The 24,274-nt window shown below is 65.6% G+C and carries 29 protein-coding genes, 1 tRNA gene and 1 pseudogene; 21 read left to right on the top strand and 10 right to left on the bottom strand.

Features of this window, described 5'->3' with window-relative positions:
* Positions 1 to 40 precede the first annotated feature (40 nt).
* The 4 genes from CSQ99_RS15190 to CSQ99_RS15205 are packed head-to-tail and all read left to right on the top strand — an operon-like array spanning position 41 to position 3,547.
* Positions 41 to 541 carry a nitroreductase family deazaflavin-dependent oxidoreductase gene (locus tag CSQ99_RS15190; RefSeq protein WP_099039874.1) on the top strand — a complete coding sequence of 167 codons (501 nt, stop codon included), beginning with the start codon at positions 41 to 43 and terminating at the stop codon, positions 539 to 541.
* Between the two features lie 18 nt (positions 542 to 559).
* Positions 560 to 1,342, top strand: a complete 783-nt coding sequence (locus CSQ99_RS15195) for an alpha/beta fold hydrolase (protein ID WP_099039875.1) — start codon at positions 560 to 562, stop codon at positions 1,340 to 1,342.
* Positions 1,343 to 1,344: 2 nt separating this feature from the next.
* Positions 1,345 to 3,009, top strand: coding sequence for a 2-succinyl-5-enolpyruvyl-6-hydroxy-3-cyclohexene-1-carboxylic-acid synthase (menD, locus tag CSQ99_RS15200; protein WP_099039943.1), 1,665 nt, complete (start codon positions 1,345 to 1,347; stop codon positions 3,007 to 3,009).
* Positions 2,984 to 3,547: a DUF3592 domain-containing protein gene (locus CSQ99_RS15205; RefSeq protein WP_099039876.1), complete on the top strand. Its 564-nt coding sequence runs from the start codon at positions 2,984 to 2,986 to the stop codon at positions 3,545 to 3,547. The genes menD and CSQ99_RS15205 overlap by 26 nt, the downstream gene beginning before the upstream one ends.
* A 5-nt stretch (positions 3,548 to 3,552) precedes the next feature.
* On the opposite strand, the gene CSQ99_RS15210 is transcribed toward CSQ99_RS15205, so the two are convergent.
* A complete protein-coding gene (locus CSQ99_RS15210; RefSeq protein ID WP_176561036.1) occupies positions 3,553 to 4,230 on the bottom strand; it encodes a DsbA family protein in 678 nt (225 codons plus the stop codon).
* Positions 4,231 to 4,363: 133 nt separating this feature from the next.
* Here CSQ99_RS15210 and CSQ99_RS15215 point away from each other — a divergent pair, with 133 nt between their 5' ends.
* Complete coding sequence (locus tag CSQ99_RS15215) at positions 4,364 to 5,491, top strand: glycosyltransferase family 4 protein (RefSeq protein WP_099039877.1); 1,128 nt, start codon at positions 4,364 to 4,366, stop codon at positions 5,489 to 5,491.
* Positions 5,492 to 5,584: 93 nt separating this feature from the next.
* On the opposite strand, the gene CSQ99_RS15220 is transcribed toward CSQ99_RS15215, so the two are convergent.
* Positions 5,585 to 6,088 carry a MarR family winged helix-turn-helix transcriptional regulator gene (locus CSQ99_RS15220; RefSeq protein ID WP_099039878.1) on the bottom strand — a complete coding sequence of 168 codons (504 nt, stop codon included), beginning with the start codon at positions 6,086 to 6,088 and terminating at the stop codon, positions 5,585 to 5,587.
* 119 nt (positions 6,089 to 6,207) lie between these two features.
* On the opposite strand from CSQ99_RS15220, the gene CSQ99_RS15225 reads away from it, so the two are divergent.
* Both CSQ99_RS15225 and CSQ99_RS15230 read left to right on the top strand, forming a co-directional pair.
* On the top strand, positions 6,208 to 6,663 hold the full coding sequence (locus CSQ99_RS15225; protein ID WP_245908922.1) for a nitroreductase family deazaflavin-dependent oxidoreductase: 456 nt from the start codon (positions 6,208 to 6,210) through the stop codon (positions 6,661 to 6,663).
* Positions 6,663 to 7,109 carry a hypothetical protein gene (locus tag CSQ99_RS15230; RefSeq protein WP_099039880.1) on the top strand — a complete coding sequence of 149 codons (447 nt, stop codon included), beginning with the start codon at positions 6,663 to 6,665 and terminating at the stop codon, positions 7,107 to 7,109. The genes CSQ99_RS15225 and CSQ99_RS15230 overlap by 1 nt, the downstream gene beginning before the upstream one ends.
* Positions 7,110 to 7,125: 16 nt before the next feature.
* Here CSQ99_RS15230 and CSQ99_RS15235 read toward each other — a convergent pair.
* Positions 7,126 to 7,949, bottom strand: a pseudogene (locus CSQ99_RS15235) (SDR family oxidoreductase).
* Between the two features lie 69 nt (positions 7,950 to 8,018).
* On the opposite strand from CSQ99_RS15235, the gene CSQ99_RS15240 reads away from it, so the two are divergent.
* From CSQ99_RS15240 to CSQ99_RS15270, 7 genes are all read left to right on the top strand, one after another.
* Positions 8,019 to 8,711, top strand: a complete 693-nt coding sequence (locus CSQ99_RS15240) for a demethylmenaquinone methyltransferase (protein ID WP_099039881.1) — start codon at positions 8,019 to 8,021, stop codon at positions 8,709 to 8,711.
* Positions 8,712 to 8,825: 114 nt separating this feature from the next.
* Entirely contained in the window at positions 8,826 to 9,770 is a 945-nt protein-coding gene (locus tag CSQ99_RS15245; protein ID WP_099039882.1) for a TauD/TfdA dioxygenase family protein, read from the top strand.
* Between the two features lies 1 nt (position 9,771).
* Positions 9,772 to 10,629 carry an ABC transporter permease gene (locus CSQ99_RS15250; RefSeq protein WP_099039883.1) on the top strand — a complete coding sequence of 286 codons (858 nt, stop codon included), beginning with the start codon at positions 9,772 to 9,774 and terminating at the stop codon, positions 10,627 to 10,629.
* Positions 10,616 to 11,347 (top strand): ABC transporter ATP-binding protein, encoded by a 732-nt coding sequence (locus CSQ99_RS15255; RefSeq protein ID WP_099039884.1) that lies wholly within the window; start codon positions 10,616 to 10,618, stop codon positions 11,345 to 11,347. Before CSQ99_RS15250 ends, CSQ99_RS15255 begins: the two co-directional genes overlap by 14 nt.
* A 21-nt stretch (positions 11,348 to 11,368) precedes the next feature.
* Positions 11,369 to 12,433 (top strand): PhnD/SsuA/transferrin family substrate-binding protein, encoded by a 1,065-nt coding sequence (locus CSQ99_RS15260; protein WP_099039885.1) that lies wholly within the window; start codon positions 11,369 to 11,371, stop codon positions 12,431 to 12,433.
* Positions 12,434 to 12,476: 43 nt separating this feature from the next.
* Positions 12,477 to 13,403, top strand: a complete 927-nt coding sequence (locus CSQ99_RS15265) for a TauD/TfdA dioxygenase family protein (RefSeq protein ID WP_099039886.1) — start codon at positions 12,477 to 12,479, stop codon at positions 13,401 to 13,403.
* A 45-nt stretch (positions 13,404 to 13,448) separates the two neighbouring features.
* Positions 13,449 to 14,513, top strand: a complete 1,065-nt coding sequence (locus CSQ99_RS15270; RefSeq protein WP_099039887.1) for an alpha/beta hydrolase fold domain-containing protein — start codon at positions 13,449 to 13,451, stop codon at positions 14,511 to 14,513.
* Here CSQ99_RS15270 and CSQ99_RS15275 read toward each other — a convergent pair.
* Positions 14,510 to 14,740: a hypothetical protein gene (locus CSQ99_RS15275; RefSeq protein ID WP_099039888.1), complete on the bottom strand. Its 231-nt coding sequence runs from the start codon at positions 14,738 to 14,740 to the stop codon at positions 14,510 to 14,512. The genes CSQ99_RS15270 and CSQ99_RS15275 overlap by 4 nt on opposite strands.
* Before the next feature lie 136 nt (positions 14,741 to 14,876).
* Entirely contained in the window at positions 14,877 to 15,320 is a 444-nt protein-coding gene (locus CSQ99_RS15280; RefSeq protein ID WP_099039889.1) for a GAF domain-containing protein, read from the bottom strand.
* A gap of 21 nt (positions 15,321 to 15,341) precedes the next feature.
* Here CSQ99_RS15280 and CSQ99_RS15285 point away from each other — a divergent pair, with 21 nt between their 5' ends.
* A complete protein-coding gene (locus CSQ99_RS15285; RefSeq protein WP_099039890.1) occupies positions 15,342 to 15,611 on the top strand; it encodes a hypothetical protein in 270 nt (89 codons plus the stop codon).
* On the opposite strand, the gene menJ is transcribed toward CSQ99_RS15285, so the two are convergent.
* Complete coding sequence (gene menJ / locus CSQ99_RS15290) at positions 15,608 to 16,828, bottom strand: menaquinone reductase (RefSeq protein WP_099039891.1); 1,221 nt, start codon at positions 16,826 to 16,828, stop codon at positions 15,608 to 15,610. The two genes, CSQ99_RS15285 and menJ, sit on opposite strands and share 4 nt — an antisense overlap.
* 21 nt (positions 16,829 to 16,849) lie before the next feature.
* Between menJ and grcC1 the strand changes: the two genes are divergently transcribed.
* From grcC1 to CSQ99_RS15305, 3 genes are all read left to right on the top strand, one after another.
* A complete protein-coding gene (gene grcC1 / locus CSQ99_RS15295) occupies positions 16,850 to 17,857 on the top strand; it encodes a nonaprenyl/(2E,6E)-farnesyl/geranylgeranyl diphosphat synthase (protein WP_176561037.1) in 1,008 nt (335 codons plus the stop codon).
* A gap of 41 nt (positions 17,858 to 17,898) precedes the next feature.
* On the top strand, positions 17,899 to 18,777 hold the full coding sequence (gene htpX, locus CSQ99_RS15300) for a zinc metalloprotease HtpX (protein WP_099039893.1): 879 nt from the start codon (positions 17,899 to 17,901) through the stop codon (positions 18,775 to 18,777).
* A gap of 150 nt (positions 18,778 to 18,927) precedes the next feature.
* Positions 18,928 to 19,452: a hypothetical protein gene (locus CSQ99_RS15305; protein ID WP_176561041.1), complete on the top strand. Its 525-nt coding sequence runs from the start codon at positions 18,928 to 18,930 to the stop codon at positions 19,450 to 19,452.
* A gap of 10 nt (positions 19,453 to 19,462) precedes the next feature.
* Here CSQ99_RS15305 and CSQ99_RS15310 read toward each other — a convergent pair whose 3' ends face one another.
* Positions 19,463 to 20,488 (bottom strand): NAD(P)H-dependent glycerol-3-phosphate dehydrogenase, encoded by a 1,026-nt coding sequence (locus CSQ99_RS15310; RefSeq protein ID WP_099039945.1) that lies wholly within the window; start codon positions 20,486 to 20,488, stop codon positions 19,463 to 19,465.
* Positions 20,489 to 20,663: 175 nt separating this feature from the next.
* Here CSQ99_RS15310 and CSQ99_RS15315 point away from each other — a divergent pair, with 175 nt between their 5' ends.
* Positions 20,664 to 21,467, top strand: a complete 804-nt coding sequence (locus CSQ99_RS15315) for a transglutaminase-like domain-containing protein (protein ID WP_099039895.1) — start codon at positions 20,664 to 20,666, stop codon at positions 21,465 to 21,467.
* A 1-nt stretch (position 21,468) separates the two neighbouring features.
* Here the strand turns inward: CSQ99_RS15315 and CSQ99_RS15320 are convergent, their stop codons facing one another.
* On the bottom strand, positions 21,469 to 21,960 hold the full coding sequence (locus CSQ99_RS15320; protein ID WP_099039896.1) for a YajQ family cyclic di-GMP-binding protein: 492 nt from the start codon (positions 21,958 to 21,960) through the stop codon (positions 21,469 to 21,471).
* A gap of 103 nt (positions 21,961 to 22,063) precedes the next feature.
* Between CSQ99_RS15320 and CSQ99_RS15325 the strand changes: the two genes are divergently transcribed.
* A tRNA-Tyr gene (locus CSQ99_RS15325) sits at positions 22,064 to 22,146 on the top strand.
* Between the two features lie 144 nt (positions 22,147 to 22,290).
* On the opposite strand, the gene CSQ99_RS15330 is transcribed toward CSQ99_RS15325, so the two are convergent.
* The gene (locus CSQ99_RS15330) at positions 22,291 to 23,076 is read right to left on the bottom strand and encodes a bestrophin-like domain (RefSeq protein ID WP_099039897.1); all 786 of its coding nucleotides are present in this window, start codon (positions 23,074 to 23,076) and stop codon (positions 22,291 to 22,293) included.
* A gap of 149 nt (positions 23,077 to 23,225) precedes the next feature.
* On the bottom strand, positions 23,226 to 23,585 hold the full coding sequence (locus CSQ99_RS15335; protein ID WP_099039898.1) for an Rv2640c family ArsR-like transcriptional regulator: 360 nt from the start codon (positions 23,583 to 23,585) through the stop codon (positions 23,226 to 23,228).
* Between the two features lie 102 nt (positions 23,586 to 23,687).
* Between CSQ99_RS15335 and CSQ99_RS15340 the strand changes: the two genes are divergently transcribed.
* Positions 23,688 to 24,158 carry an ArsI/CadI family heavy metal resistance metalloenzyme gene (locus tag CSQ99_RS15340; RefSeq protein WP_099039899.1) on the top strand — a complete coding sequence of 157 codons (471 nt, stop codon included), beginning with the start codon at positions 23,688 to 23,690 and terminating at the stop codon, positions 24,156 to 24,158.
* Positions 24,159 to 24,274: the final 116 nt, after the last annotated feature.

The following is a 24,274-nucleotide window of genomic DNA, read 5'->3' on the forward strand; positions in this document are numbered from 1 at the left end:
CGTCAGCGCGCCGAATCCGCAGCTGAAGTACGGTCGGGGCGTGGGAATTCCCGAGGTACCGCCCGATCCGCCGTCACGCGCCGTCAGGGCGGGAGCCCGCTTCATGGCGACCGGTCCGGCGCAGACGTTCCTGCGCCGATACGGCTGGCGTATCGATCGCGCCCTGATCAAGGCGACCAAGGGCCACGTGTCGATGTCGATGGTCATGCCGGAGGTGCTGCTCACCCACACCGGCGCGAAGTCCGGTCAGCAGCGCAGTACGCCGCTGACGTACTTCACCGACGGCGGCCGCGTGATCGTCATCGCCTCGAACTACGGTGGCGTTCGTCATCCCGCCTGGTATCACAACGTCAAGGCGCATCCCCGAGTCACGCTTACGTCCCGCGGCTACCAGGGCACTTTCGTCGGCGAGGAGATGCTCGACGCCGAACGTGACCGGTTGTTCGGGCTGGCCGTCCAGTTCATGCCGAACTACGCGGGGTACCAGAAGACCACCGGCGGACGCCGCATCCCGGTGGTGGCGTTCACCGAGGTCGAGTGAGCAAGTAGCGTCTTCGGCGTGGATTTGGCGTACGACGACCGCGGCAAAGGCGATCCGGTGCTGTTCATCGCAGGCAGGGGCGGTGCGGGCCGCATGTGGCACCTGCATCAGGTGCCGGAGTTCCAGCGCGCCGGTTACCGCTGCATCACCTTCGACAACCGTGGGATCGGTGCCACCGAGAATGAAGACGGCTTCGGGACTGCGGAGATGGTCGCCGACACCGCCGAACTGATCGAGAAGCTCGACGCCGGGCCCGCGCGCATCGTCGGGGTATCGATGGGCGCGTACATCGCCCAGGAGCTGATGCTGGCGCGACCGGAGCTGGTTCGTGCGTCGGTGCTGATGGCCACCCGCGGCAGGCAGGATCACGCCCGCGAATTCTTCCGCGGGGCCGAACGGGAACTCTACGACGCCGGTATCGAACTGCCCGCCTCTTATGACGCGAAAATCCGTCTGGTGGAAAGCTTTTCACCCAAAACGCTGAACAATGACAACTTCGTGCGTGACTGGGCCGAGATGTTCACGATGTGGCCCACCAAGCCGTCGTCGGGCTTGCGCTGCCAGATTGACGCCGGGCCGACGGCCGATCGCCTCCCCGCTTACAAAAGTATTACGACGCCGACGCTCGTCATCGGGTTCGCCGACGACATCGTGCTGCCACCACACCTGGGCCGCGAGGTCGCCAATGCCATCCAAACCGGCTACTACCAGGAGATTGCCGACACCGGCCACCTCGGATTCATTGAGAAACCGCAGGAAGTCAACGCCGCGGTGCTGAAGTTCTTCGCCGATAGTCTGTAGTGGTGAACCCCTCGACTGCGCAGACCCGCGTGGTTGTCGACGAACTGATCCGCGGCGGCGTCCGCGATGTCGTGCTCTGCCCGGGATCGCGAAACGCTCCGCTGGCATTCGCGCTGCAGGACGCCGACCGCGCGGGCCGGCTTCGGCTGCACGTGCGCATCGACGAACGCACCGCAGGCTTCCTGGCCATCGGCCTCGCGCTCGCTGAGCGCGCGCCGGTGTGCGTGGCAATGACGTCGGGCACCGCGGTGGCCAACCTCGGCCCCGCGGTCGTGGAGGCCAACTACGCGCGGGTGCCGCTGATCGTGCTGAGCGCCAACCGCCCGTATGAGTTGCTCGGCACCGGCGCGAATCAGACGTTCGAGCAGCTGGGCTATTTCGGCACCCAGATGCGTGAGACCATCAGCCTCGGCCTCGCCTCCGAAATCACAGGGGCCAGGCCCGACGAATTGAATTCCCTCAATGCGCAATGGCGCTCGGCGACGTGCCGAGTATTGGTGGCCGCCACCGGAACTCGCTCGGCCAACGCTGGGCCGGTGCAGTTCGACATCCCGTTGCGGGAACCTCTGGTGCCCAGCGTCGACGATCCCGCTACGCCCTACGCGCCGGAAGGGCGTCCCGGTGGCAAGCCGTGGACCTACACGCCCGCGGTCACCTTCGATCAGCCGCTCGACATCGATCTGACACCCGACACCGTCGTCATCGCGGGACATGGCGCCGGTGTCCATCCCAATCTGGCCGAGCTGCCGACCGTCGCGGAGCCCACCGCACCCCCCGCCACCAACCCGCTACATCCGTTCGCGCTGAGACAGGTCCGACCTCGGCAGGTCATCATGCTCGGCCGCCCGACGCTGCATCGGCCGGTGTCGGCGCTCCTGGCCGATCCGTCGGTCCCGGTGTACGCGCTGACGACGGGTCCGCGCTGGCCCGACGTCTCGGGGAACTCGGCTGCCACAGGCACCCGCGCGGTGACCACCGGCCAACCCGATCCTGCCTGGTTGAAGCGCTGCGCCGAGGTCAACCAGCACGCGGTCGAGGCGGTGCGCGCGCAGCTGGAGGCACATCCGCTCAAGACCGGCCTGCATGTCGCGGCCGCGGTGGCCGACGCGGTTCGTCCCGGCGATCAGCTGGTCCTCGGGGCATCCAACCCGGTCCGCGACGCGGCGTTGGTCGGCCTGAACACCCAGGGCATCAAAGTGCGGTCCAACCGGGGCGTCGCGGGCATCGACGGCACGGTGTCGACGACGATCGGCGCGGCGCTGGCCCACGAGCGGGAGTCGGGTGGCAGCACTGCGCGCCGCACCATCGCGCTGATCGGCGACCTGACGTTCGTACACGACAGCTCCGGGCTGCTGATCGGTCCGACCGAGCCGGTGCCGCGCAACCTGACCATCGTCGTGTCCAACGACAACGGCGGCGGCATCTTCGAACTGCTCGAGCAGGGCGATCCACGGTTCTCTGACGTTTCGTCGCGGATCTTCGGTACGCCGCACGATGTGGACGTCGGTGCGTTGTGCCGCGCGTACCACGTCGAGTGCCGTCAGATCGAAGTCGACGGGCTGGTGGATGCGCTGAATGAGCCGTTCGACGGGATGCGGGTGCTGGAGGTGAAGGCCGACCGGTCGTCGCTGCGGGCGTTGCATGCGTCGATCAAGGCCGCACTGTGAGCCGAGCGAACAAGGCCGCACTGTGAAGCGGGTTATCTCGTTGTGGCGCAAGCTGGTGCCGCGGTTGACCCGTGATCCCGACGAGACGCGGTCGCAGCGCACGTTCCGGCGCATCCGGATCGGAATCGTGGTCGTGGCATCCCTGGTGACGCTGCAATCAGCACTCATGGTGATGGGCGCCTGGCGTGATGATCGGCAGATCGAACGGCACATGGGTGTGGCGGCCGCCGAGGTGCTCAGCGCGGGACCGCGTCGGTCGACGATCGAGTTCGTCACGCCTGACCGCGTGACCTATCGCCCCGAGCTGGGTGTGCTGTATCCGTCCGAGCTGGAGACGGGCATGCGCATCTATGTCGAATACGACACCAACAACCCGGATTTGGTGCGGGTGCGGGATCGCAACGCGTCGCTGGCGATCATCCCGGCGGGCTCGATCGCAGTGGTTGGCTGGTTGATCGCCGTGGTGCTGCTGGCCGGCCTCGCCGTCTGGGAACCTCGGCTTGCCCGAATTGACGCTTCGACGCAGAAGGTCCAGTAGACCGCTCAGGTCTGCATCAGCTTGGTCAGCCAGTCGTTGTCGTAGATGTCGATCTTCGTGTCGTTCGCCACGTCGTAAACCGTTGGGGTGCCGGTGTCCATCATGTCGACGTCATACAGGTACCCGAAGTTGGCATCGTCCATCTCCGCGACGTCGATCGCCGACCCACCCTCGGCGATGCGGTCGGCGACAGCGTCGGGCATGCCCGCGGACTTCGCCATCTCAGCCATCTCGTCATCGGTGGGGCCGGGCCCACCCTTGGTCCGTTGCTGGTGGACGTACAGCTCCTGAACGAAGCGCTGGAACTGCGTCCCCGTCGCGCCGCCCTCGGCGGCGTTGAACAACGCGTTGCTCACGTTCGCCGAGTACCCGCCAGAGCCGGAATCCAGGAACGTCAGCGGCCGGTAGGTGATTCTCAGCGCGCCGGTGCCGATGTAATAGGCGAACTGGTCGCCGAAATCGGTCTGCAAATCCGCGCAATGCGAACACTGTGGCTCGGTGAAGATCTCGATCTGGGTCGGTGCGTCCTCGAACCCTGCGACGATGCCGAAGCCGTCTTCGCTCACCGAAAGCGCGGGCTGAGCGGGATCCCGTTGCGCAGTGCCAGATACTTGCGTCGTACAGCCGGCAACGGCAAGCATCACAGCGATGGCCAGCACCGATGCCACCCGGAATATCCGCATGTCAACCGCCTTTCTCTGTGCGCACCATACTCGAAATCGCCCACGTGGAGAATCCGTTCATCGGCACGAGCTATTTGCGTGACATATCCCTGTACGAAACCTTGCCGACAGCCGCCGATGGGACTCTCGAGGCGTGCGCGTTGCAATCGTCACAGAGTCCTTTCTCCCGAATGTCAACGGCGTCACCAACTCGGTGCTTCGGGTGATCGAGCATCTCCGCTGCACGGGTCATGAGGCCCTCGTCATTGCGCCGGACACCCCGCGGGGTGAGCCGCCGGCCGACAAGATCCACGAGGGCGTCCGCGTTCACCGGGTGCCATCGCGGATGTTCCCGAAGATCAACTCGCTTCCGCTGGGCATCCCACGCCCGCGGATGGTGAGCGTGTTGCGCGGGTTCGACCCCGACGTCGTGCACCTGGCGTCCCCGGCGCTGCTGGGCTACGGCGGGCTGCACGCCGCGCGTCACCTCGGCGTGCCGACAGTCGCGGTATTCCAAACCGACGTCGCAGGTTTCGCCGAGAGCTACGGCGTCGGTTTTGCCGCCAAGACCGCCTGGGCGTGGACGCGGCACCTGCACGGTAAGGCCGACCGCACGCTGGCGCCGTCTACCGCGGCGATGGAAAACCTGACGGCCCATCGGATCCCGCGGGTGCACAAGTGGGCGCGCGGCGTCGACATCACCGGTTTCGCGCCATCGGCGCGCGACGAGAACCTGCGTCGCATGTGGTCGCCGCAGAACAAGCCGATCGTCGGTTTCGTCGGCCGACTTGCCCCCGAGAAGCACGTCGAGCGGTTGGCGGCACTGTCGGCGCGCGAGGATCTCCAGCTGGTCGTCGTCGGTGACGGTGTCGATCGCGCGAAGCTCGAAACTCTTTTACCGTCAGCAGTTTTCGCGGGCGCACTGTACGGCGATGAGCTGGCAACTGCGTACGCGAGTATGGATGTGTTCGTTCACCCCGGCGAACACGAGACGTTCTGTCAGGCGGTGCAGGAGGCGATGGCCTCGGGCCTGCCGGCGATCGCGCCCAACGCCGGCGGGCCGCGTGATCTCATCACCCCGTACCGCACCGGCCTGCTGTTGTCGGTCGACGAGTTCGAAGCCAAGCTGCCCGAGGCCGTCGACCATTTGATCGCCGAACGGCAGCGTTACTCGGTGGCGGCGCGTCGCAGCGTGTTGACCCGGACATGGCCGGCGATCTGCGACGAGTTGCTCGGCCATTACGACGACGTCATCGGTCTGCGTCGCCTCAGGGCCGCTTAGCCTTGCCCGCCGCAGATGGCTTGAACTGGAGTATTTGCGCTAGCGCAATGAATGCCGGTAAGACGAAAGTGTGGGTGAATTTTGTCTGCCGACTCATGGAGTCTTAGGCCATAGCAGCGTCCGGGTCGCTGCATCATCGGCTGATTCCCCGGCGGCCTCGGCGAATGCGGCCAACGCGGCGGCTAGCACGTCGCGCTGCGCTGCAGGCATATCGTGGAGGACACGCTCGATCGCCGACCGGCGCCGACTGGTCACCTCGTCGACCAGCTGCCGCCCCGTCGGAGTGAGGGTCAATGTCACCTGTCGCCGATCAACTGCTGACTCGCGCCGCCGAAGTAGTCCCGCCTTGATGAGGCGGTCGCAGATCCGGCTGGCATTGGACGGATTCACCTCCAGTTCCTCGGCCACGGCGGCGAGATTCGACGGTCCGCGGCTGAACAGGATCACCAGTACCCGGAATTGCGGAACAGTGACGAGTTCGTCGATGCCGGACATGGAGGCAGCCGCGATGCCCACCAGCGCACGTGACGCACGCAGCACTGCGTCGACCTGTTCTGGGGGAGGCCGGTCACCACTCGTACGGTGTCGCAGGGGCATAGCAGGGATTGTGCCGACCGGATTTGTCTTGCCGCAAGGCCCATTCCGGGACGGAATCAGCTAATGGCATCGGGCAGGTTGAGGAGGTTGCAGTGTTGGACACGCTCAAAGCACGCGGCGTGAAACTGGTTGAAAACGTGTTGCATTCACGGAAGCTCACCCGTGCACCGATCTGGGTGTATCGTGCACGCCTCGGCGCTTTCTTCGGTTCGCGGATGCTGATGCTCGAGCACACCGGCCGGCGCACAGGCGCACCGCGATACGTCGTGCTGGAAGTCATCGACCATCCCGGGCCTGGCAGCTACATCGTGGCGTCGGGTTTCGGGACTCGAGCGCAATGGTTCAAGAACATCCAAGCAAGTCCGAAGGTGAAGATCTCGGTCGCCGGCCGCCGGTCCGTTCCGGCCGTGGCTCGCCATCTGACCACCGCGGAAGCCGATGCCGCCCTGCAGTCCTACATCGCCAGGCATCCCGGCGCATGGTCGGCACTCAAGCCGGCGATCGAAGGCGCCCTCGGACAGCCGATCTCTGAGCACGACACCGCGCTTCCGATGGTCGAGTTCAGCCTCAGCTGATGGGCGCACATCGCCTGTGGTTCGCCGGTCTGGTGGTGTGCGCGGTCGCCTGCGGCTGCTCGCAGGCACCGTCGGATTCCACTGCGTTCAGCACGACGGCGCCGCCGCCGACGGCTCAGTCGGAGAGCCCGGCGACCCGCGCAGGTCCGTTGGGCGCACCGACTGCGCACGGTCTTGTCGAGGCGCTCGAGCACTCAGGCCTCGAGATGCAGAATCCGGTCGACACCACCAAACAGGAATGCCGCGCGATCGGATGCCGTCAATCTGTCGTTACCGACCGCCTGCGCATCAGGTCCTTCGACGAGACCGGCCAAGCGCAGAAGTATGCGGCGGAGGCGGGCGCCAGCCAAGTGGAAACGGTGGTGGTGACCTTCGCTCCGGTGGTGCCCGACGCAGAGCGCGAACGCTACTGGGCAGAAATCGTGAGGCTTGTCACGGCGGGATGACCCCGCGGCGAAAAACTCAGCCTTGCGCCTCGATCGCGACCGGCTGCCATTTCTCCCACGTCGCGAGCCGGCTTTCGTAGTCGGCCTTAGCCAGCCGCAGCGGCAGCTCTCCGAAAAAGACTCGCAACGGCGGCTTTTCGGCGTCGACGATCTTGAGCACCGCCGCCGCTGACGCCTTCGGATCACCTGGCGCCGAGACGCGCTGGCTGCGAAGACGGTCCGCCTCGTCGTGCACCTCTTGGTAGCCGGGCAGCGGCTGCGACCGCTTCGACGACGAGCCCGCCCAGTCGGTCGAGAAGCCGCCCGGCTCGATCAACGTCACGTGGATGCCGAAGGACGCGACCTCCTGCGCCAGCGACTGCGAGAACCCCTCAAGGGCCCACTTCGACGCGTTGTAGATGCCGACGTTCTGGAACGCGGTGATCCCGCCGATCGATGACACCTGAAGGATTGGCCGCTGCGCTGAGCCCGCAGATACGGCAGCGCCGCCTGGGTGATCCACAGCGCGCCGAACACGTTGGTCTCGATCTGGTCGCGCGCCTCCTGTTCGGTCAGCTCCTCGATGAAGCCGAAGTGGCCGTAGCCCGCGTTGTTGACGACGATGTCGAGCCGTCCGAAGTGGTCGTGTGCAGCCTTGACGGCGGCGAAGCCCGCGTCGCGGTCGGTCACGTCGAGTTGAATCGGCAACAGTGCGTCGCCGAACTTCGCGGCCAGATCGTCGAGAGTCGCCGTGTTCCGTGCCGTCGCCGCAACCTTGTCGCCGCGTTCGAGTGCCGCGATGGCCCACTCTCGGCCGAAGCCACGCGATGTCCCGGTGATGAACCAAACCTTTTCAGCCATGTGCGGTAAATGCCCACGCAGGCGCATTCCATTCCCGGTGCGCGCATGTTGACAGGTAGCGTCGCTTTTGTGAACCGCGCGACGCTGGACAAGGACCCCCACGAGGTCGCATCGATGTTCGACGGGGTAGCGCGCCGCTACGACCTGACGAACACGGTGTTGTCCCTCGGCCAGGACCGGTTCTGGCGACGGGCGACGCGCGAGGCGCTGCGGATCGGGCCCGGCGACAAGGTGCTGGACCTCGCTGCCGGCACCGCGGTGTCGACGGTGGAGCTCGAGACCTCGGGGGCGTGGTGCGTGGCCGCGGACTTCTCTGTCGGCATGCTCGCCGCGGGTAGCGGCCGCAAGGTGCCCAAGGTCGCTGCCGACGGGACGAAGCTGCCGTTCGACGACGGCGTGTTCGACGCGGTGACCATCAGCTTCGGGCTGCGCAACATCGTCGACCACGGCGCCGCTCTTCGTGAGATGGCGCGGGTGACGCGGCCCGGCGGGCGGCTGGTCGTGTGCGAGTTCTCGACACCGACGGCCCGGGTGTTCGCGACGGCCTACAAGGAGTACCTCATGCAGGCTTTGCCGCGCATGGCGCGTGCGGTGTCGTCGAACCCCGACGCCTACGTGTACCTCGCCGAGTCGATCCGCGCGTGGCCCGACCAACCCGACCTTTCGCGTCACATCGCCGACGCGGGCTGGTCGGCGGTGCGGTGGCGCAATCTGAGCGGTGGCATCGTGGCGTTACACGCCGCGATCAAGCCGTCGCGGTAAAGAGCGCGCTCGGCACAGCCGACTTCATTTCACGCAGATTTCAACTGGTCACCATTTGGCGCGATCTCGATAGCGTGCGAATAGCCGATATTTGCAATTGCTTTCGAGGGGAACGTGGGAATGACTGCTGCAACCGATACCCGTCTTGACGTAGCGCCGCTGTCCGGTTGGACCGGTGCACTGATCAGTGGAGTCGACCTGTCGTCGCCGCTGTCGGCCAACGACGTGAAGACCATCCGCGATGCATTGCACACGTGGAAAGTCGTCTTCTTTCGCGATCAGACGCTCGACCACGCTGCGCAGATCGCGTTCGGCGCTCAATTCGGCGAGGTGACGCCCGGCCATCCGTACGAGGGCGATTCGGCGCCACCGGAATTCCCGCAAATCCATACCGTCTCACCGGCGGCCTATGACCACCGGTATGGCACCAAGTACCGAAAGAAGCAAAGCCCCAACGGACCTGGCTGGCACGCCGACGTCACCCCGCTGATCAATCCGCCGTCCCATTCGATCCTTCTCGCCGAAAAGGTACCGCCCTACGGCGGGGATACGCAGTTCGTCAACGTCGCCGCCGTCTACCAGGGCCTCGCGCCTGCGGTGCGTGCGCTCATCGACGACCTGCGCGCCGAGCACCGATTCGAGTCGACCGCCACCGCGGAGCGCAGCACCGAGAAGATCGGTGACCTCGTGCGCACCAATCCGCTTGCGTCGGTTCACCCGGTGGTTCGCGTGCATCCGGAGACCCAGGAGCGCGTCGTGTACGTCAACCCCTCCTTCACCAAAGAGATCGTCAACCTGTCGCCGCGTGAAAGCAGGCATCTGCTCGACCTGCTGTTCGAGCAGATCGCCCGCCCCGAGTACGCGGTGCGCTTCAAATGGGAGCCGGGTAGCGTCGCGTTCTGGGACAACCGCGCCGCACTGCACCTCGCTCCGCGCGATTTCGAGCACGTGCACGGCGATCGCGTACTGCATCGGATCACGCTCGTCGGTGACGTCCCGGTAGGTCCCGATGGCGTTGCCTCCGAGTCGATCTCAGGTGAGTTCTTCGGAGCTGCCTGACATGACCAGCGTCCTTTCGCGGCCGTCGACCAGCGACCGGGTCGGCACCGGTCTCGTCGATCCGAGAACGGTCGTCAAGAAGAGTCAACGGGGCCAACGTGTTCCGCGCCAGGTGCAGCGGCTACTCGGCCCGGTACTGCTTGTCGCGCTGTGGCAGCTCCTTTCGGCGACAGGTGCATTCGATCAGCGCACGGTGCCGCCGCCCACCAGGGTCGTGCGCGCCGCCTACCGGCTCATCGCCGACGGGTCGCTGGCAGACCACATGTCGACCAGCCTGCTTCGCGTCGGCTACGGGTTGGTTTTCGGCATAGTCCTCGGACTGGGCCTGGCATTGATCACCGGCCTCTCCAGACTCGGTGAGAATATCTTCGACGCGAATATGGAAGTGCTGAACGCGATTCCGAACTTCGCGTTGGTGCCCTTGTTGATCGTGTGGTTCGGCATCAGCGAGGTGCCCAAGATCCTGCTGATCACCCTGGCGGTGGCGGTGTCCATCTACATCAACACGTTCAGCGCCATCCGCAGCGTCGATGCCGGACTCGTGGAAGCGGCCCGCTCGCTCGGCGCAGGGCGGGCGGAGATGATCTACCGGATCATCATCCCCGGCTCACTGCCGGGCTTTCTGGTCGGCCTGCGCCTGGCGCTCACCGCGTCGTGGTTGGCGCTGATATTCGCCGAAACTATCAACGCGAAGAAGGGCCTCGGCCGCATGATGACCGACGCGCGCGAGTACTTCCAGGTCGACGTGGTGTTCGTGCTGATCGGTGTGTATGCCGCCCTCGGCCTGTCCTCGATCCTCATCGTCCGGTTCCTGGAAGGTCGGCTGCTGACCTGGAGACGGGCCTATGACGGTGACTGACACGGCGACGGAGACCGTTGTCGTCGCTCGTGACCTCCGAAAAATATTCGGCGACAACGTCGTTCTCGACGGGCTGGACTTGCAGATCCGCGCGGGCGAGTTCGTCGCACTGCTGGGCCGCAGCGGCTCGGGCAAGAGCACCTTTCTGCGCGCGCTCGGCGCACTGGACGGCGATGTCGAGGGCATCCTGCAGGTCCCCGAACGGCGCGCAATCGTATTCCAGGATCCGCGACTGCTGCCCTGGCAGCGCGTCCTGACGAACGTGACGGTCGGCTTGCCCGCCACCTCCGCGGTGCGCAGGCAGGCGCTCGACGCGCTCACCGAGGTGGACCTGGCCGACAAGGCCAAGGTGTGGCCGCGCACCCTGTCCGGCGGCGAAGCGCAGCGGGTGGCGCTGGCCCGCGCCTTGGTACGCGAGCCTGAATTGCTCTTGCTTGACGAACCTTTCGGTGCGTTGGATGCGCTGACCCGGATCAGGATGCACGGGCTGCTTCAAGATCTGTGTCGACGACATACGCCGGCTGTCCTGCTGGTCACCCACGATGTCGACGAGGCGATCCTGCTGGCCGACCGAGTCGTGGTCTTGACCGCGGGCGCCATCTCGCTCGACCTCGAAGTCGAGGTGCCCATACCCCGTCGGCGGGAATCGGCGGAGTTCGCGACACTGCGACGCCGGCTATTGACCGAGCTCGGCGTCATCGACGACCCACAGATCTAGCGACAAGAGAGATTCGAAACCATGCGTATGTCATCACGATGGAAACTGCCGGTGGCCCTGTCGATCACGCTGCTGGCCGGCGCCTGTGGCCTGTCCGACGATGCGGGCGACGCCGCCATCGACTCGGTGCGCATCGCCAACACGGTCGACGTTCCGAGCGGCACGAAGCTGGTGATCGCCGAGCAGAACGGCACCCAGTCGTTGCCCTGGAGCCTGGCCAACGCAGGGAAGGAAGCACCGTATTCGGTGGAGTTCGCGGACTTCAGTGGCGGCGCCGCGGTGATCGAGGCGCTGCGCTCAGGTGCGGCCGACGTCGGCTCCGTCGGTGAGGCGCCCGTGCCGATCGCCGTCGACAGCGGCGTCACCGACCTCGTCACCATCGGCCTGCAAGCCAATCCGGGCACCAGCGGCGGCTACTACCTGGTTGCCCGTCCCGACAGTGGGATCACCAGCATTGAGCAGTTGCGCGGCAAGCGGGTGGCGTATCCGCCGGGGTCCGGACGGCAGATGATCACCGCAGGCCTGCTCAAGCAGCACGGGCTGGACCTCAAGACCGATGTGCAACCGGTCGAACTCGCTGGGGCCGAGGTGGTTCCGACATTCGCAGCAGGTGCCGTCGAGGCGGCGATCGTGCTCGGCAACCAGTACTACCAGCTGGGTGAACCACCGATCCTCGGCGACGGCAAGGGAATCAATACCGGTATCCAGACCTTGATCGTGCGCAAAGACATCCTGGACGATCCGGTGAAGGTGGCGGCGATCGGCGATTACGTCGGCCGTGCGATCGCGGCCAACAACTGGAAGGACAGCCACGCCGACCAGTGGATCGACGCCTACTACGTCGACCAGCAGGGCATCACGTTCGATCAGGGCAAGAAGCTGTACGACGAAGACGGTCTCGCGCCGTACTACCCGATCGACGCGCAGTCCACCGCGCTGTTCCAGGACGTCGCCGACGGGCTGTTCGACTCCGGGGTTACCAAGACGCACGTCGACCTGGCGCCCTATATCGACGGTCGCTACAACGCGATCGTCGCCGCGCAGAACGCGCTTGACGGCGTAGAGCTCAAACCGATCGACTACTAGAACGCAGTCCTAGAAACCGTTGTAAGAGAAAGGAATCACGACGATGACACTGGCGACCACAGCACTGGACGTCCGTCCGCAATCCGGTTGGACCGGAGCCGAGATCAGCGGGGTAGACCTCACCGAGCCATTGCACGACGACCACGTCGCAGAGATCCGCGCCGCGCTGCTGAAGTGGAAGGTGGTGTTCTTCCGCGACCAGTTCATCTCGCACGACGACCATCTGAGGTTCGCCCGTGCCTTCGGAGCACCGACGCCCGCGCATCCGTTGTTCGATGCGATTCCCGATCCGGAATACCCCACGATCTACCCGATCTTTCGCGATCGGTTCAAGGCTCGTTTTCGCGGTATCGGAGGCAATAGCTTCGACAAGCCGAATTGGCACGCCGACGTCACCGCGGCGGTGAACCCGCCCGCCGCATCGATCCTGCGCGCCGAGGTCATTCCGCCTTATGGGGGAGACACCCAGTGGTCCAACACCGTCGCCGCCTACGAGGGGCTGTCGGAGCCGCTGCGCGGGCTCGCCGATGGGCTGCGCGCGGTGCACCGCTTCTCACCGCCGGACGGCGCGACCGCCACCGAGGACTACCAGCGCCGCGTCAACAGCCGCCCACTGCTGACCGAACACCCCGTGGTGCGGGTGCATCCCGAGACGGGGGAGAAGGCGCTCTACGTCAATCCGGGATTCACCAGCCATATCGTCGACGTGTCGCCGCACGAAAGCCGCCGCCTCCTCGGCCTGTTCTACGACGAGCTGGCCCGCCCCGAGTACACCGTCCGCTTCAAGTGGGCACCCGGCAGCATTGCGTTCTGGGACAACCGCTCCACGGTGCACCTGGCGCCGTCGGACCTGACGACCGATCACGACCGACGGCTCTACCGGGTGACTCTGGTCGGCGACGTGCCGGTCGGCTCCGACGGGCGCGCGTCGGTGGCGCTGGACGGAGACCCGTTCAACGCGGCGAGCTGACCGGAATCGGGGCCGCGACGCGCGACCGAGTTGTACGGTCGCGCCATGGCCGCCTACGGACGTCACGCCGACCCAGAATCCACTCTCGCCACCGACCCGCGCGCTGACCCGCGAATGGTCAAGGCGCTCGCCGAGTTCGGGCTGGACGGCAGAATGCCGCCGGTTCCGCTGGCCGTCGATGCCCCGTTGGAGGAGCGGCTGGCCTTCGCCACGATGAGCGAAGAGGGCATGGGCGCCATCTTCGACGTGTTCGCACAAGCGGCGCCCGCAGCCACCGGGGTCACCACGACGACGACCACCATCACCGGCGACGACGGCAACGACATCACGCTGTTCATCACCCGCCCCGACGACGCCGACGGATCGGTTCCCGGTGTCGTCCATCTGCACGGCGGTGGCATGGCGATCGGCAGTGCCGGCGACACCGGATACATGAGGCTGCGTGAACACCTCGCTGCGACAGGCGTTGTCGTCGTCGGTGTGGAGTTCCGCAACTCCGGCGGCAAGCTTGGCCCGCACGCGTTCCCGGCGGGTCTGAACGACTGCGCGGCCGCTGTCCGATGGGCCGCAGCCAACAGCACCGAACTCGGTATCACGCACCTGATCGTGGCCGGTGAATCCGGCGGCGGGAACCTCACGCTCACCGTCGCGCACAAGGCGAAGCGGGAAGGCTGGCTGGACGAGATCGCGGGCCTCTACGCCCAATGCCCGTACATCTCGAATCGTTGGCTCGAAGAGTGCGAGGACTTACCGTCGCTCACCGAGAACGACGAGTACTTCGTCACATGCCATCAGTTGGCGCTGCTCGGTTCGCTCTACGACCCCACCAACAGCCATGCCGATGACGCGACCTGTTGGGCGGCGGTGGCCACCGACGACGAGTTGGCGGGCATGCCGCCGCACGTCATCTCGGTCAACGAACTGGACCCGCTGCGCGACGAAGGCTTGCAGTACTACCGCCGCCTGCTGCAAGCCGGGGTGCCTGCGGTGGGCCGAATGGTCGCGGGCACCTGCCACGGCGGCGACCTGCTACTGCCGCATGTGATGCCGGAGGTGTTCGACGCCAGTATCCGCGACGTCAGTGGGTTCGCGAAGTCGCTCGGGAGCTAGCCGACGACCACGGGGTTGTTGCCGATGCCGGGCACGATCACTTCACCCATGCCCTGCTGCGACGGGGACCGCGTCTGCGGCTGCTGATGGAACGGCTGGCACACACCGACGTACGTGACTTCTTCACACGGGCCGGAAGGTGCTGCGCCCGCAATGCCGGCCGTGCCCAACGCGGCGGCCGCAACGGCCATCGCCGCGAGTGCTGATCGAACTGTCAGCCTGTGCATCGTGGATTCCTTCCGCCGATGCTCATGGGAACGCCGTTGCAGTCCAGAGTAATCCCGCAAAGTGTTTCGGGATAGGTCGTCTAGCAGGGCTTACAGTTAGTCTGGCTGTGCAAATCCCCGGCGCTGGCAACGGTTTTCACGAGCCACCGGCAGGCGCTGGGCGCCGCCTGCGCCAAATCGCCGCCGTCTGCGCGCCGACGTCTGGGCCGTGCGTCTGCTGGAAATTGCGGCCGCCCCTTGCGAATGTGGCGAGCACCGCGGCGGGCACTTCGGGTTCGAGCACCGGATCGGTGATCCATCGACACGGCCGGACGTGGACGAGGTCGACGGCGGCACCCGCGTCGTCGTAGAAGAGCGGGCCGTCGATGCGGCCGAGCCAGTAGAGGCCGTCGGTGTCGCGGGTCCACACGAACGACCCGTCGGCTACGTCGCCGAACCGGGTGATCCGACGCGCAAGCCGCTCGTCGGCGCCGGCCTCACCGAAGCCGACCAGTCCCGCGGCGAGCGCGCGATCAATCGTCGGTTGAAGGTCGACGTCGTCACGGCGGGACCGCATCGGAGCGCGGTAGACATCGGGCACCCGCGATATTCTGCACGCGAGATGGAAACGTTCAAGCGGTATCTGATGTTTCAGGCCATGATGTTCGTCTTCGGAATCGTCGGCCCGATCTTCCTGATCATGTTCTTCGCTTCCCAGCCCGACCCCGCTCTCCGCTGGGCGTACTGGTGGGGTCTGATCATCACCGTCGGCGACATCCTGATTGCCTTGTGGCTCACCGCGACAACCGGGGACGGCAAGACACCCAGGGATGTCAATATCGCGCTGGCACTGCAGAAGTTCAAGCAGGGTGGCAGCGCGGACGACGGCTAGCGGAACGGCGGTCGTTCGTCGATCCGACGCGATGCCGCACCCGCTCGCCGCCAGAGCCGCGCAACCCAGTCGGCATCCTCGTCGGTGACGAAGTTGCCCATCACGCGGACCGCGATCGTCATGAGGAACGTCGACCGCATCGCCAGCGGCCCCGTCGCGGGCAGGAACCGCGGGATCGTCAGGAGCAGGCCCAGCCGTCGCGCCACGGAGAAGCCCTGCGCGTAATGCGCCGACAAGACCGCGGGCCACGCCGAGGTGAAGTCGCCGGTGCCCAGCAGCGCGGCCGCCAGCCTGCCGGTCTCCAGGCCGTAGTCGATGCCCTCGCCGTTGAGCGGGTTGACGCACGCTGCGGCGTCCCCGATCAGCATCCAGTTCGGCCCGGCCACCCCGGATACGGCCCCACCCATCGGCAACAACGCCGACAAACCCGCGCGAGGCTCACCGTCGAAGCCCCATTCCTCGCGGCGCAGGTCGGTGTAATACGACATCAGCGGCCGCAGCGCGGCGTCCGCCGGCCGTTTGGCGGTCGCGAGCGCGCCGACGCCGATGTTCACCTCGCCGTTGCCCAGCGGGAAGATCCAGCCGTAGCCCGGCAGGACCTCACGCTCCGGTGAGCGCAGCTCGAGATGCGACGTGATCCACGGCTCGTTCGCGCGCGGCGTGGCGATATACCCGCGGATAGCCACGCCGTAGACCGTCCGCTTGTGCCATTCCCGACCGAGCACCCGCCCGAGAGTCGATCGCGCACCGTCGGCGACGATCAGCTCGCCGCACCCGATCTCGGCGCCGTCGTCCAATATCAACGACGACACCCGGCCCGACGAATCATGGCGAACGTCAACGGCTTTGGCGCCGAGCATCATCTTGGCGCCCTCGTCGACGGCCACCATGCGAATGCGGTCGTCGAGTTCGGTGCGCGGGACCGCGCTTGAGGTGGCGGGGAACGACGGGCCCGGCCACTCGATCTCGACGTCGGCGCCGAAGCCCGACATCCGCAGCCCGCGGTGCCGGACGTGGCCGTCGAGCCACGAACCGAGCCCGAGTAGCTCCATCTCCTGGACCGCGCGGGGAGTCAGCCCGTCGCCGCACGCCTTGTCGCGCGGGAACTGCGCGGAGTCGATCACGAGCACGTCGCGCCCGGCGCGGCACGCCCACGCCGCTGCGGCCGAACCGGCGGGTCCGGCCCCGACGACCACCACGTCGGCTCGTGTGTTCATAGCTCCCAGTATGTTGGCAGGGTGAGGACACCGGCGAGTGTGGTGGCAGGCGTCGACTTCGGAGACGCCGCTTTTGCGCAGGACGTTCGCGAGGCGGTGGCCCGCATCGAGGATTTAATGGCCACTGAACTGGGCAAAGCCGACGTGCTGATGTCCGAGGCCGTTCAGCACCTGTTTCAGGCCGGCGGTAAGCGGTTCCGCCCGCTGTTCACCGTGTTGTCGGCGCGGCTCGGGCCCGAACCCGATGCTTGGCAGGTCGATGTCGCCGGCGCCGTCATCGAGTTGGTCCACCTCGCGACGCTGTACCACGACGACGTGATGGACGAGGCGCAGGTCCGGCGTGGTGCGCCCAGCGCGAACGCACGGTGGAGCAACAACATCGCGATCCTGGCTGGTGACTACCTGTTCGCGACAGCTTCCCGGCTGGTCTCCCGGCTGGGCCCCGAAGCGGTGCGCATCATCGCCGACACGTTCGCCCAGCTGGTCACGGGCCAGATGCGCGAAACTCGCGGCGCGGCGGAGCATGTCGACTCCGTCGAGCACTACCTCAAGGTGGTGTACGAGAAGACCGCGTGCCTGATCGCGGCGTCCGGCCGGTTCGGCGCGACGTTCTCCGGCGCCGACGAGGAGCAGATCGAGCGGCTGAGCCGCCTCGGCGGCATCGTCGGCACAGCGTTCCAGATCTCCGACGACATCATCGACATCGACAGCGATCCAGACGAATCTGGAAAGTTGCCCGGGACGGATCTGCGCGAGGGCGTGCACACGCTGCCGGTGCTGTACGCGCTGCGGGAGACGGGTGCCGACGCCGACCGGCTGCGTCAGCTGCTGGCCGGTCCGGTGGCGGACGACGACGATCTCGCGGAGGCACTCCGCCTGCTGCGCGCCTCGCAGGGCATGGTGCGGGCCAAAGAGACGGTCGCGCAGTATGCCGCGCAGGCCCGTGAGGAGTTGGCGAATCTGCCCGAGGGTCCAGGCCGTCAGGCGTTGGCGACGCTGGCGGATTACACGGCGAATCGCCACGGCTGACGGCGCGGAACTTGCGCAGCCGGGCTAAGCGTTAGAACAGCATGACCTGGCATCCGCACGCGAACACGGCTAAGACGTTCTTGCTGCTCGCGGGCTTTTCGGCGCTCATCGTCTTCATCGGCGCGCTGTTCGGGCGGAACATCATGTTTCTGGCCGTGCTGTTCGCGGTCGGCATGAACGTCTACGTGTACTTCAACAGCGACAAGCTGGCGTTGAAAGCGATGCATGCGCAGCCGGTGAACGAGATGCAGGCGCCGGCGATGTACAAGATCGTGCGCGAACTGGCGACCACGGCCCGCCAGCCCATGCCGCGACTGTACGTGAGCGACACCGCAGCGCCGAATGCGTTCGCAACGGGACGCAACCCGCGCAACGCGGCGGTGTGCTGCACGACGGGGATCCTCGGCATCCTCAACGAGCGGGAACTGCGGGCGGTGCTCGGCCACGAGCTCAGTCACGTGTACAACCGCGACATACTCATCTCATGTGTGGCCGGTGCGATGGCCGCGGTGATCACCGCGCTTGCGAACCTGGCCTTCTTTGCGAGCATGTTCGGTGGTAACCGCGATGGCGGCACCAATCCCTTTGCGATTCTTCTGGTTTCGCTCCTCGGCCCGATCGCCGCGACGGTGATCAAGCTGGCCGTGTCGCGGTCGCGTGAGTATCAGGCCGATCAATCGGGCGCAGAGTTGACCGGTGACCCGCTGGCGTTGGCGAGCGCGCTGCGCAAGATCAGCTCGGGTGTGCAGCAGGCACCGCTGCCGCCGGAGCCGCAGCTGGCCGACCAGGCGCACCTGATGATCGCCAACCCGTTCCGGGCGGGTGAGAAGATCGGCAAGCTCTTCGCGACGCATCCGCCGATGGAAGACCGGATCGCGCGGCTGGAGGCGATGGCCGGCCGCGGGCCGGACCGCTACTGAGCGATTTGTGTGCGTTCCCGTGCGGTCACCGCACGCAAACGCGCACAAACCACGTGGTCGACCGGGTAACACCCGCAGGCCAGCGGCCGATGTGAAGGGCATGCTGCGAGTCACATGCGCGCCACTTAGGGTGTGGACGTGCTGAACCGAATGCTGATCGGCGTCGTTGGATCTGCGGGGGCGGCCCTCATCGGGCTGCCGGGCATCGCCATGGCCCAGCCGCCGGCACCGCCATCTCCTCCGCCACCGCCCGACGTGAACGCGTACGCACCGGCGAACCTGTCCGAGTATCAGGTGATGGACAACGATTGGTACGCCTTCAAGACGCCCGACGGATTGACGTGTGTGTTGCAGCGCAATGGTGGCTACGGCTGCAGTGGTCCGATCCCCGGGGCTCCGCAGGGCGAGAACCTCGTCAGCGGCGGGCCCGGCGTGCCGGCGTTCTCCAGTGCGGCCGGCGATGTCTTTGCGAACCTCAATGCCAAGCCGCTGCCCGCGGGTTCGCGGGTCAGCTATCAGACGGTCAGCTGCGGCAGCGACGGGTCGGTGACGACCTGTTCGGACAGCCGCATACAGTCCGGATTCGTTCTCAGCCCCGCGGGGAGCTTCATCATCAACGGTGGTCGCAATCCGCTGGTGGATCGTCCCGAGGGCACCAACCCGTTCATGAACTGATCGGCTGGGCTCAGAATCCCGACCCGTGCACCTCATGGCCGGGCTTCTCGGCGGCCAGGCCGCGGTATGCCTGTTCGACGGTGGAACCGTGGTTGACGACGGCATCGACCTCGCGGGCAATAGGCATTGAGATGCCGTACTTTTCGGCGAATTCCATGATCACGCTCGCGGCCTTCACGCCCTCGGCGACCTGATTCATCGAGGAGATGATCTCCTCGATCGACTTGCCGGAACCGAGTTGCTCGCCGACGTGGCGGTTGCGACTGCGTTGGCTGGTGCATGTGACGATGAGGTCGCCCATACCGGCCAGGCCCGCGAAAGTGTCGCGGTGACCGCCCATCGCTTCGCCGAGCTTCGACATCTCACGCAAGGCGCGGGCGATCACCATCGCGCGGGTATTTTCGCCGATGCCAAGGGAATAGCCCATCCCGACCGCGATCGCGTACACATTCTTGAGTGCGCCCGCCATCTCCACCCCGACGACGTCATCGGTGGTGTAGGTCCGAAATCGCTTCGTGCGGAACAGATTTCCGAGGTTCGCCGCGAGACTCTGGTCGGGCATCGCGAGCACCGCGGCGGCGGCGTAACCTTCGGCCACCTCTCGCGCGATGTTCGGTCCGGCCAGGATGCCCGCCGGGTGACCGGGCAGCACCTCGTTGACGATCTGGCTCATCCGGGAGTTTGTGCCCTGCTCGAGGCCCTTCACCAGGGACACCACCGGCACCCACGGCCGTAGTTCCTTGGCCAGGTGCTCGAGTACGCCGCGGAACCCATGCGACGGCACACCCATCACGACGACGTCCGCGCACTCGGCGGCCTCGGAGAAGTCGGTAGTGGCCTCCAGCGTCGGCGACAGCTCGACCTCGTTGCCGAGGTACTTGGTGTTGCGGTGCTTCTCGTTGATGTCGTTGGCGGTCTCCTCGGACCGCACCCACTGCAGCGTTGGCCCGCGTCGGGCGCAGATGGACGCCACTGTGGTGCCCCAGGAGCCTCCACCGAGGACGACGACTTTGGGTTCGCGTTGCGAGGGTGCCATGCAGCCCAGCGTATGACTGTGGGCGAGCTGCGCGGACCGGTTTGTAGCGAACGCATGTGGGTAAATGTCGTGCCAGAGGTGAGACGTCGACACTTTCGGCGCCATTACCCCCATCACCGGGCCGGCACTGTCGCACGGCTCGCAAATTCTGATCGAGAGGCGCATCATCAGCACCATGAAGCGAGACGTGAGCGCAGAGCTCGAAGTCGCGATCACCGCGCCCACCGAACTGGAGTTCCAGATCGCCGTCGCGCCGCACCCCAATGCCAAAGTGTCGGAGTCGTTGTCCTTCGTTCTGGATGGAAAACCAGTGCAGCCCTTGGAGATAAGCGGAACGCATGGGAACCGCATCCATAAGTTGCAGGTGCCGGGCGGGGTGCTGAAGGTCGACTACGCGGCCACCGTCACCGGACGCACCGAGCCGGCGCCAGTGACCGAGTACGACCAGTCCATGTACCTCCGCCCGAGTCGGTACGCGGAGTCCGATAAGTTCTTCGGCTTCGCGGCAACGGAATTCGGCAAGTATGTCGATTCGGAGACTCTGCTGGAGAGGGTGTCCTCATGGGTGGGGACGCGGCTGAGCTACGTGCCGGGATCCAGTGACCCGATCGATGGGGCGGCCGATACCTTGCTCGCAGGCACCGGTGTCTGCCGTGACTACGCCCACCTGGTGGTGGCGCTACTGAGGGCCGTCTTCGTACCGGCCCGCCTCGTTTCGGTGTATGCGCCGGGGTTGTACCCGATGGACTTTCACGCCGTGGCCGAGGCGTTCGTCGACGGACAGTGGCGGGTCGTCGACGCGACACTGCTGGCGCCGCGGCAGAGTCTGGTTCGCATCGCCACCGGCCGCGATGCCGCCGACACCGCCTTCTTGGACAACCACAAGGGTGGAATCAACCTCAACTGGATGACGGTGACCGCCGTCGTGGACGGCGACCTGCCCTCGGATCACATCGACGAGTTGGTGTCGATCTGCTAGATCAGCGGTAGTTGACGAACTGCAGCGCAACCTCGAGGTCGGCGCCCTTGAGCAACGCCTGAACCGTCTGCAGATCATCACGCTTCTTCGAAGAGACCCGGATCTCCTCGCCCTGGATCTGGGCCTTGACGCCCTTGGGGCCCTCGTCGCGGATGATCTTGGTGATCTTCTTGGCGTCCTCGCTGCTGATGCCCTGTTTGATCTGGCCGCTGACCTTGTAGGTCTTGCCCGAGGCCTGCGGCTCGCCCGCGTCGAAGGCCTTCATCGAGATATCGCGGCGGATCAGCTTCTCCTTGAAGACGTCGATCGCCGCCTTGACCCGCTCCTCGGTCGAGGACGTGATCACGACGGTCTCCTCGCCCTGCCAGGCGATGGACGTGTCGGTGCCGCGGAAGTCGTAGCGGGTGGACAGCTCCTTGGCTGCCTGGTTCAGTGCGTTGTCGGCCTCTTGACGGTCGACCTTGCTCACGATGTCGAATGATGAATCCGCCATTGGACTCGGTCCTCCTCGATATCTAGTGCGTTTTCGTCTTAGCACCATCCTCGTTGTACCCTGCTATTCGCACCAAACCGGTACCCGGGGGGTGCAGCACCCAGGCAGGTTGCCCGAGCGGCCAATGGGAGCGGACTGTAAATCCGTCGGCTAACGCCTACACAGGTTCGAATCCTGTACCTGCCACCCTGTGGTGTCGCAAGACAGCGCAAGAGCCGCGGACCTGATGCGGGTCCGCGGCTGTTGCGTTTGAGGCCCGGAACGGTCGCGACTTCCTGCCGACCACAGCCTTCGAGTTTCCGTGCGGCCGGCGACGGCGTCACGGGCCGCCTACGACAAGTGCCGGATGACTTGCTTCAGCGGTTCTGAGGACGTCCCGATGTCACCGAGAAATGGATGTGAGAGCTCCAAAACGAGAAACAAGTTCACAGCCACCAGCACACCCAGGATTGCCACCATCGAGTAGTGGGTGGAGGGTTTCTCGACGTCGTAAATGATGGCGCAGGCCAGCAGCAGGCCACTGGTCAGCCAAATGACCGCCCAGAGGGACCAAGGCGGGCCGACATCCGTGCGCGCCTGCAGTACGCGCTGCGTGCGCGCCTGGCTGAGGCTGTCGAGATTACTGAAGGAGGTTGCGAGCAAAGTCTTCTGTGCGTCGGTGCGCGCTTGCACGTGCTCAAAGGCGGAATAGAGCCGCATCAACGCCTCGTCAGCGGCGGGGTGCGAGCCGCCCTTTGCATTTTCGCTCCACTCGACTAGTGCTGCCTGCTCGTATTCGAGCAGGGCCTTCTGAATCTCGTCGCGGGCAGGCTGGTCGAATACCGCGGCATTCATGGCCAGCTGCACGCCCGCCGCTCCCTCGGCCCGCGCTCTTCCGTCCGCATCGCCGATCTGTCCCCACATTGCGGAGACGACGAAGCCAAGGAAGAACGCGAACACGAAGCCGATCACGCCGAAGGCGAACTTGATGACATCGTTGTGCTCTTCACCCTTGAGGCTGGGGAACTTGCGGCGTACGAATGTTTGAACGAGCACTGCTCCGCCTGCGACGACAACGGTGATTCCCAGCAATAGCAACCACGACGGAATGTTGATAACAAGCCATTGACTAATCATTCGGCCCCCTAAGACGACACGCGCCCGGCTACTCGGGCGCGCGGTTGCCTGCTCACGTAGATGGCGGGCGTCTCGACTGTAGGAGTCCCTCGCGATTGTGGCCGTGCGAATGGGAATGACGACCCCGGGGAGAGGAGCGTTGGGCCGTTCTAGGTACAGCAGTTGGGGTCAAGCACGACGCACAACGCACCGACCGCATCGCGGTGCGGCCGATGGTAGACGTTCATCCCTCGGCGGTCGGATTCGACGAGGCCGGCACGCCGAAGCTGACTGAGGTGGTGACTGACGGTTGATTCGCTCAAGCCCAACGCTTTCGACAAGTCGCCGCTGTTCTCTTCGCCGGTAGAAGAACTGAACAGGTAGGACATGATCTTCACGCGCGCAGGATCGCCAAGGGCCTTGAGGCGTAGGGCGACATGCAGCGCGTCTTCGTCACTCATCGGGCCGGCGGCAACAGGTGCACAGCAGACCGGCGCAGACATGTCGATCGTCGGCAGCGTCTTGGGCATCACACCATGGTGCCACGGATCTTGACATATATCAAAAAGGTGGCATGCTCAGGTCAGCGCGCAACTTCGATATATGTCTCACAGGTAGAGAGGATCAAAACCATGTCCCGGATGCAGTTAGCACTAAACGTCGACGATCTCGACGAGGCGGTCAGCTTTTACTCCAAGCTCTTCAACACCGAACCGGCGAAGCTCAAAGAGGGCTACGCCAACTTTGCGGTCACCGAGCCGCCGCTCAAGCTCGTGTTGCTCGAAAACCCCGGCAAGGGAGGCACCATCAATCACCTCGGCGTCGAGGTCGGTTCCAGCGAGCAGGTGCACGCCGAAATTGCCCGGCTGAGCGGCGAAGGACTGTTCACCGACGAAGAAATCGGCACGACGTGCTGCTTCGCCACCCAGGACAAGGTCTGGGTAACGGGCCCGGCTGGCGAGAAGTGGGAGGTCTACACGGTGTTGGCCGACTCGGAGACGTTCGGGTCCAGTCCGCAACATCTGGATCCAAACCAGGACGGCGGGACATGTTGTGGAGGACAGGTCGCCGACCGGGCAGACGCCGACGCGTCCTGCTGCTGATCACCACGCGTTCGAGACCGGCGGGCACCCCTCCTCGCCGGCCTCGGCGTGCGCAGATCCTTTGCGCCGCAGCTATGTTGGCAACGCCCGGCATGCCACGGCCCTACTGGTAGAGA

Source organism: Mycobacterium neglectum, from assembly GCF_002591975.1.
Classification (GTDB): Bacteria; Actinomycetota; Actinomycetes; order Mycobacteriales; family Mycobacteriaceae; genus Mycobacterium; species Mycobacterium neglectum.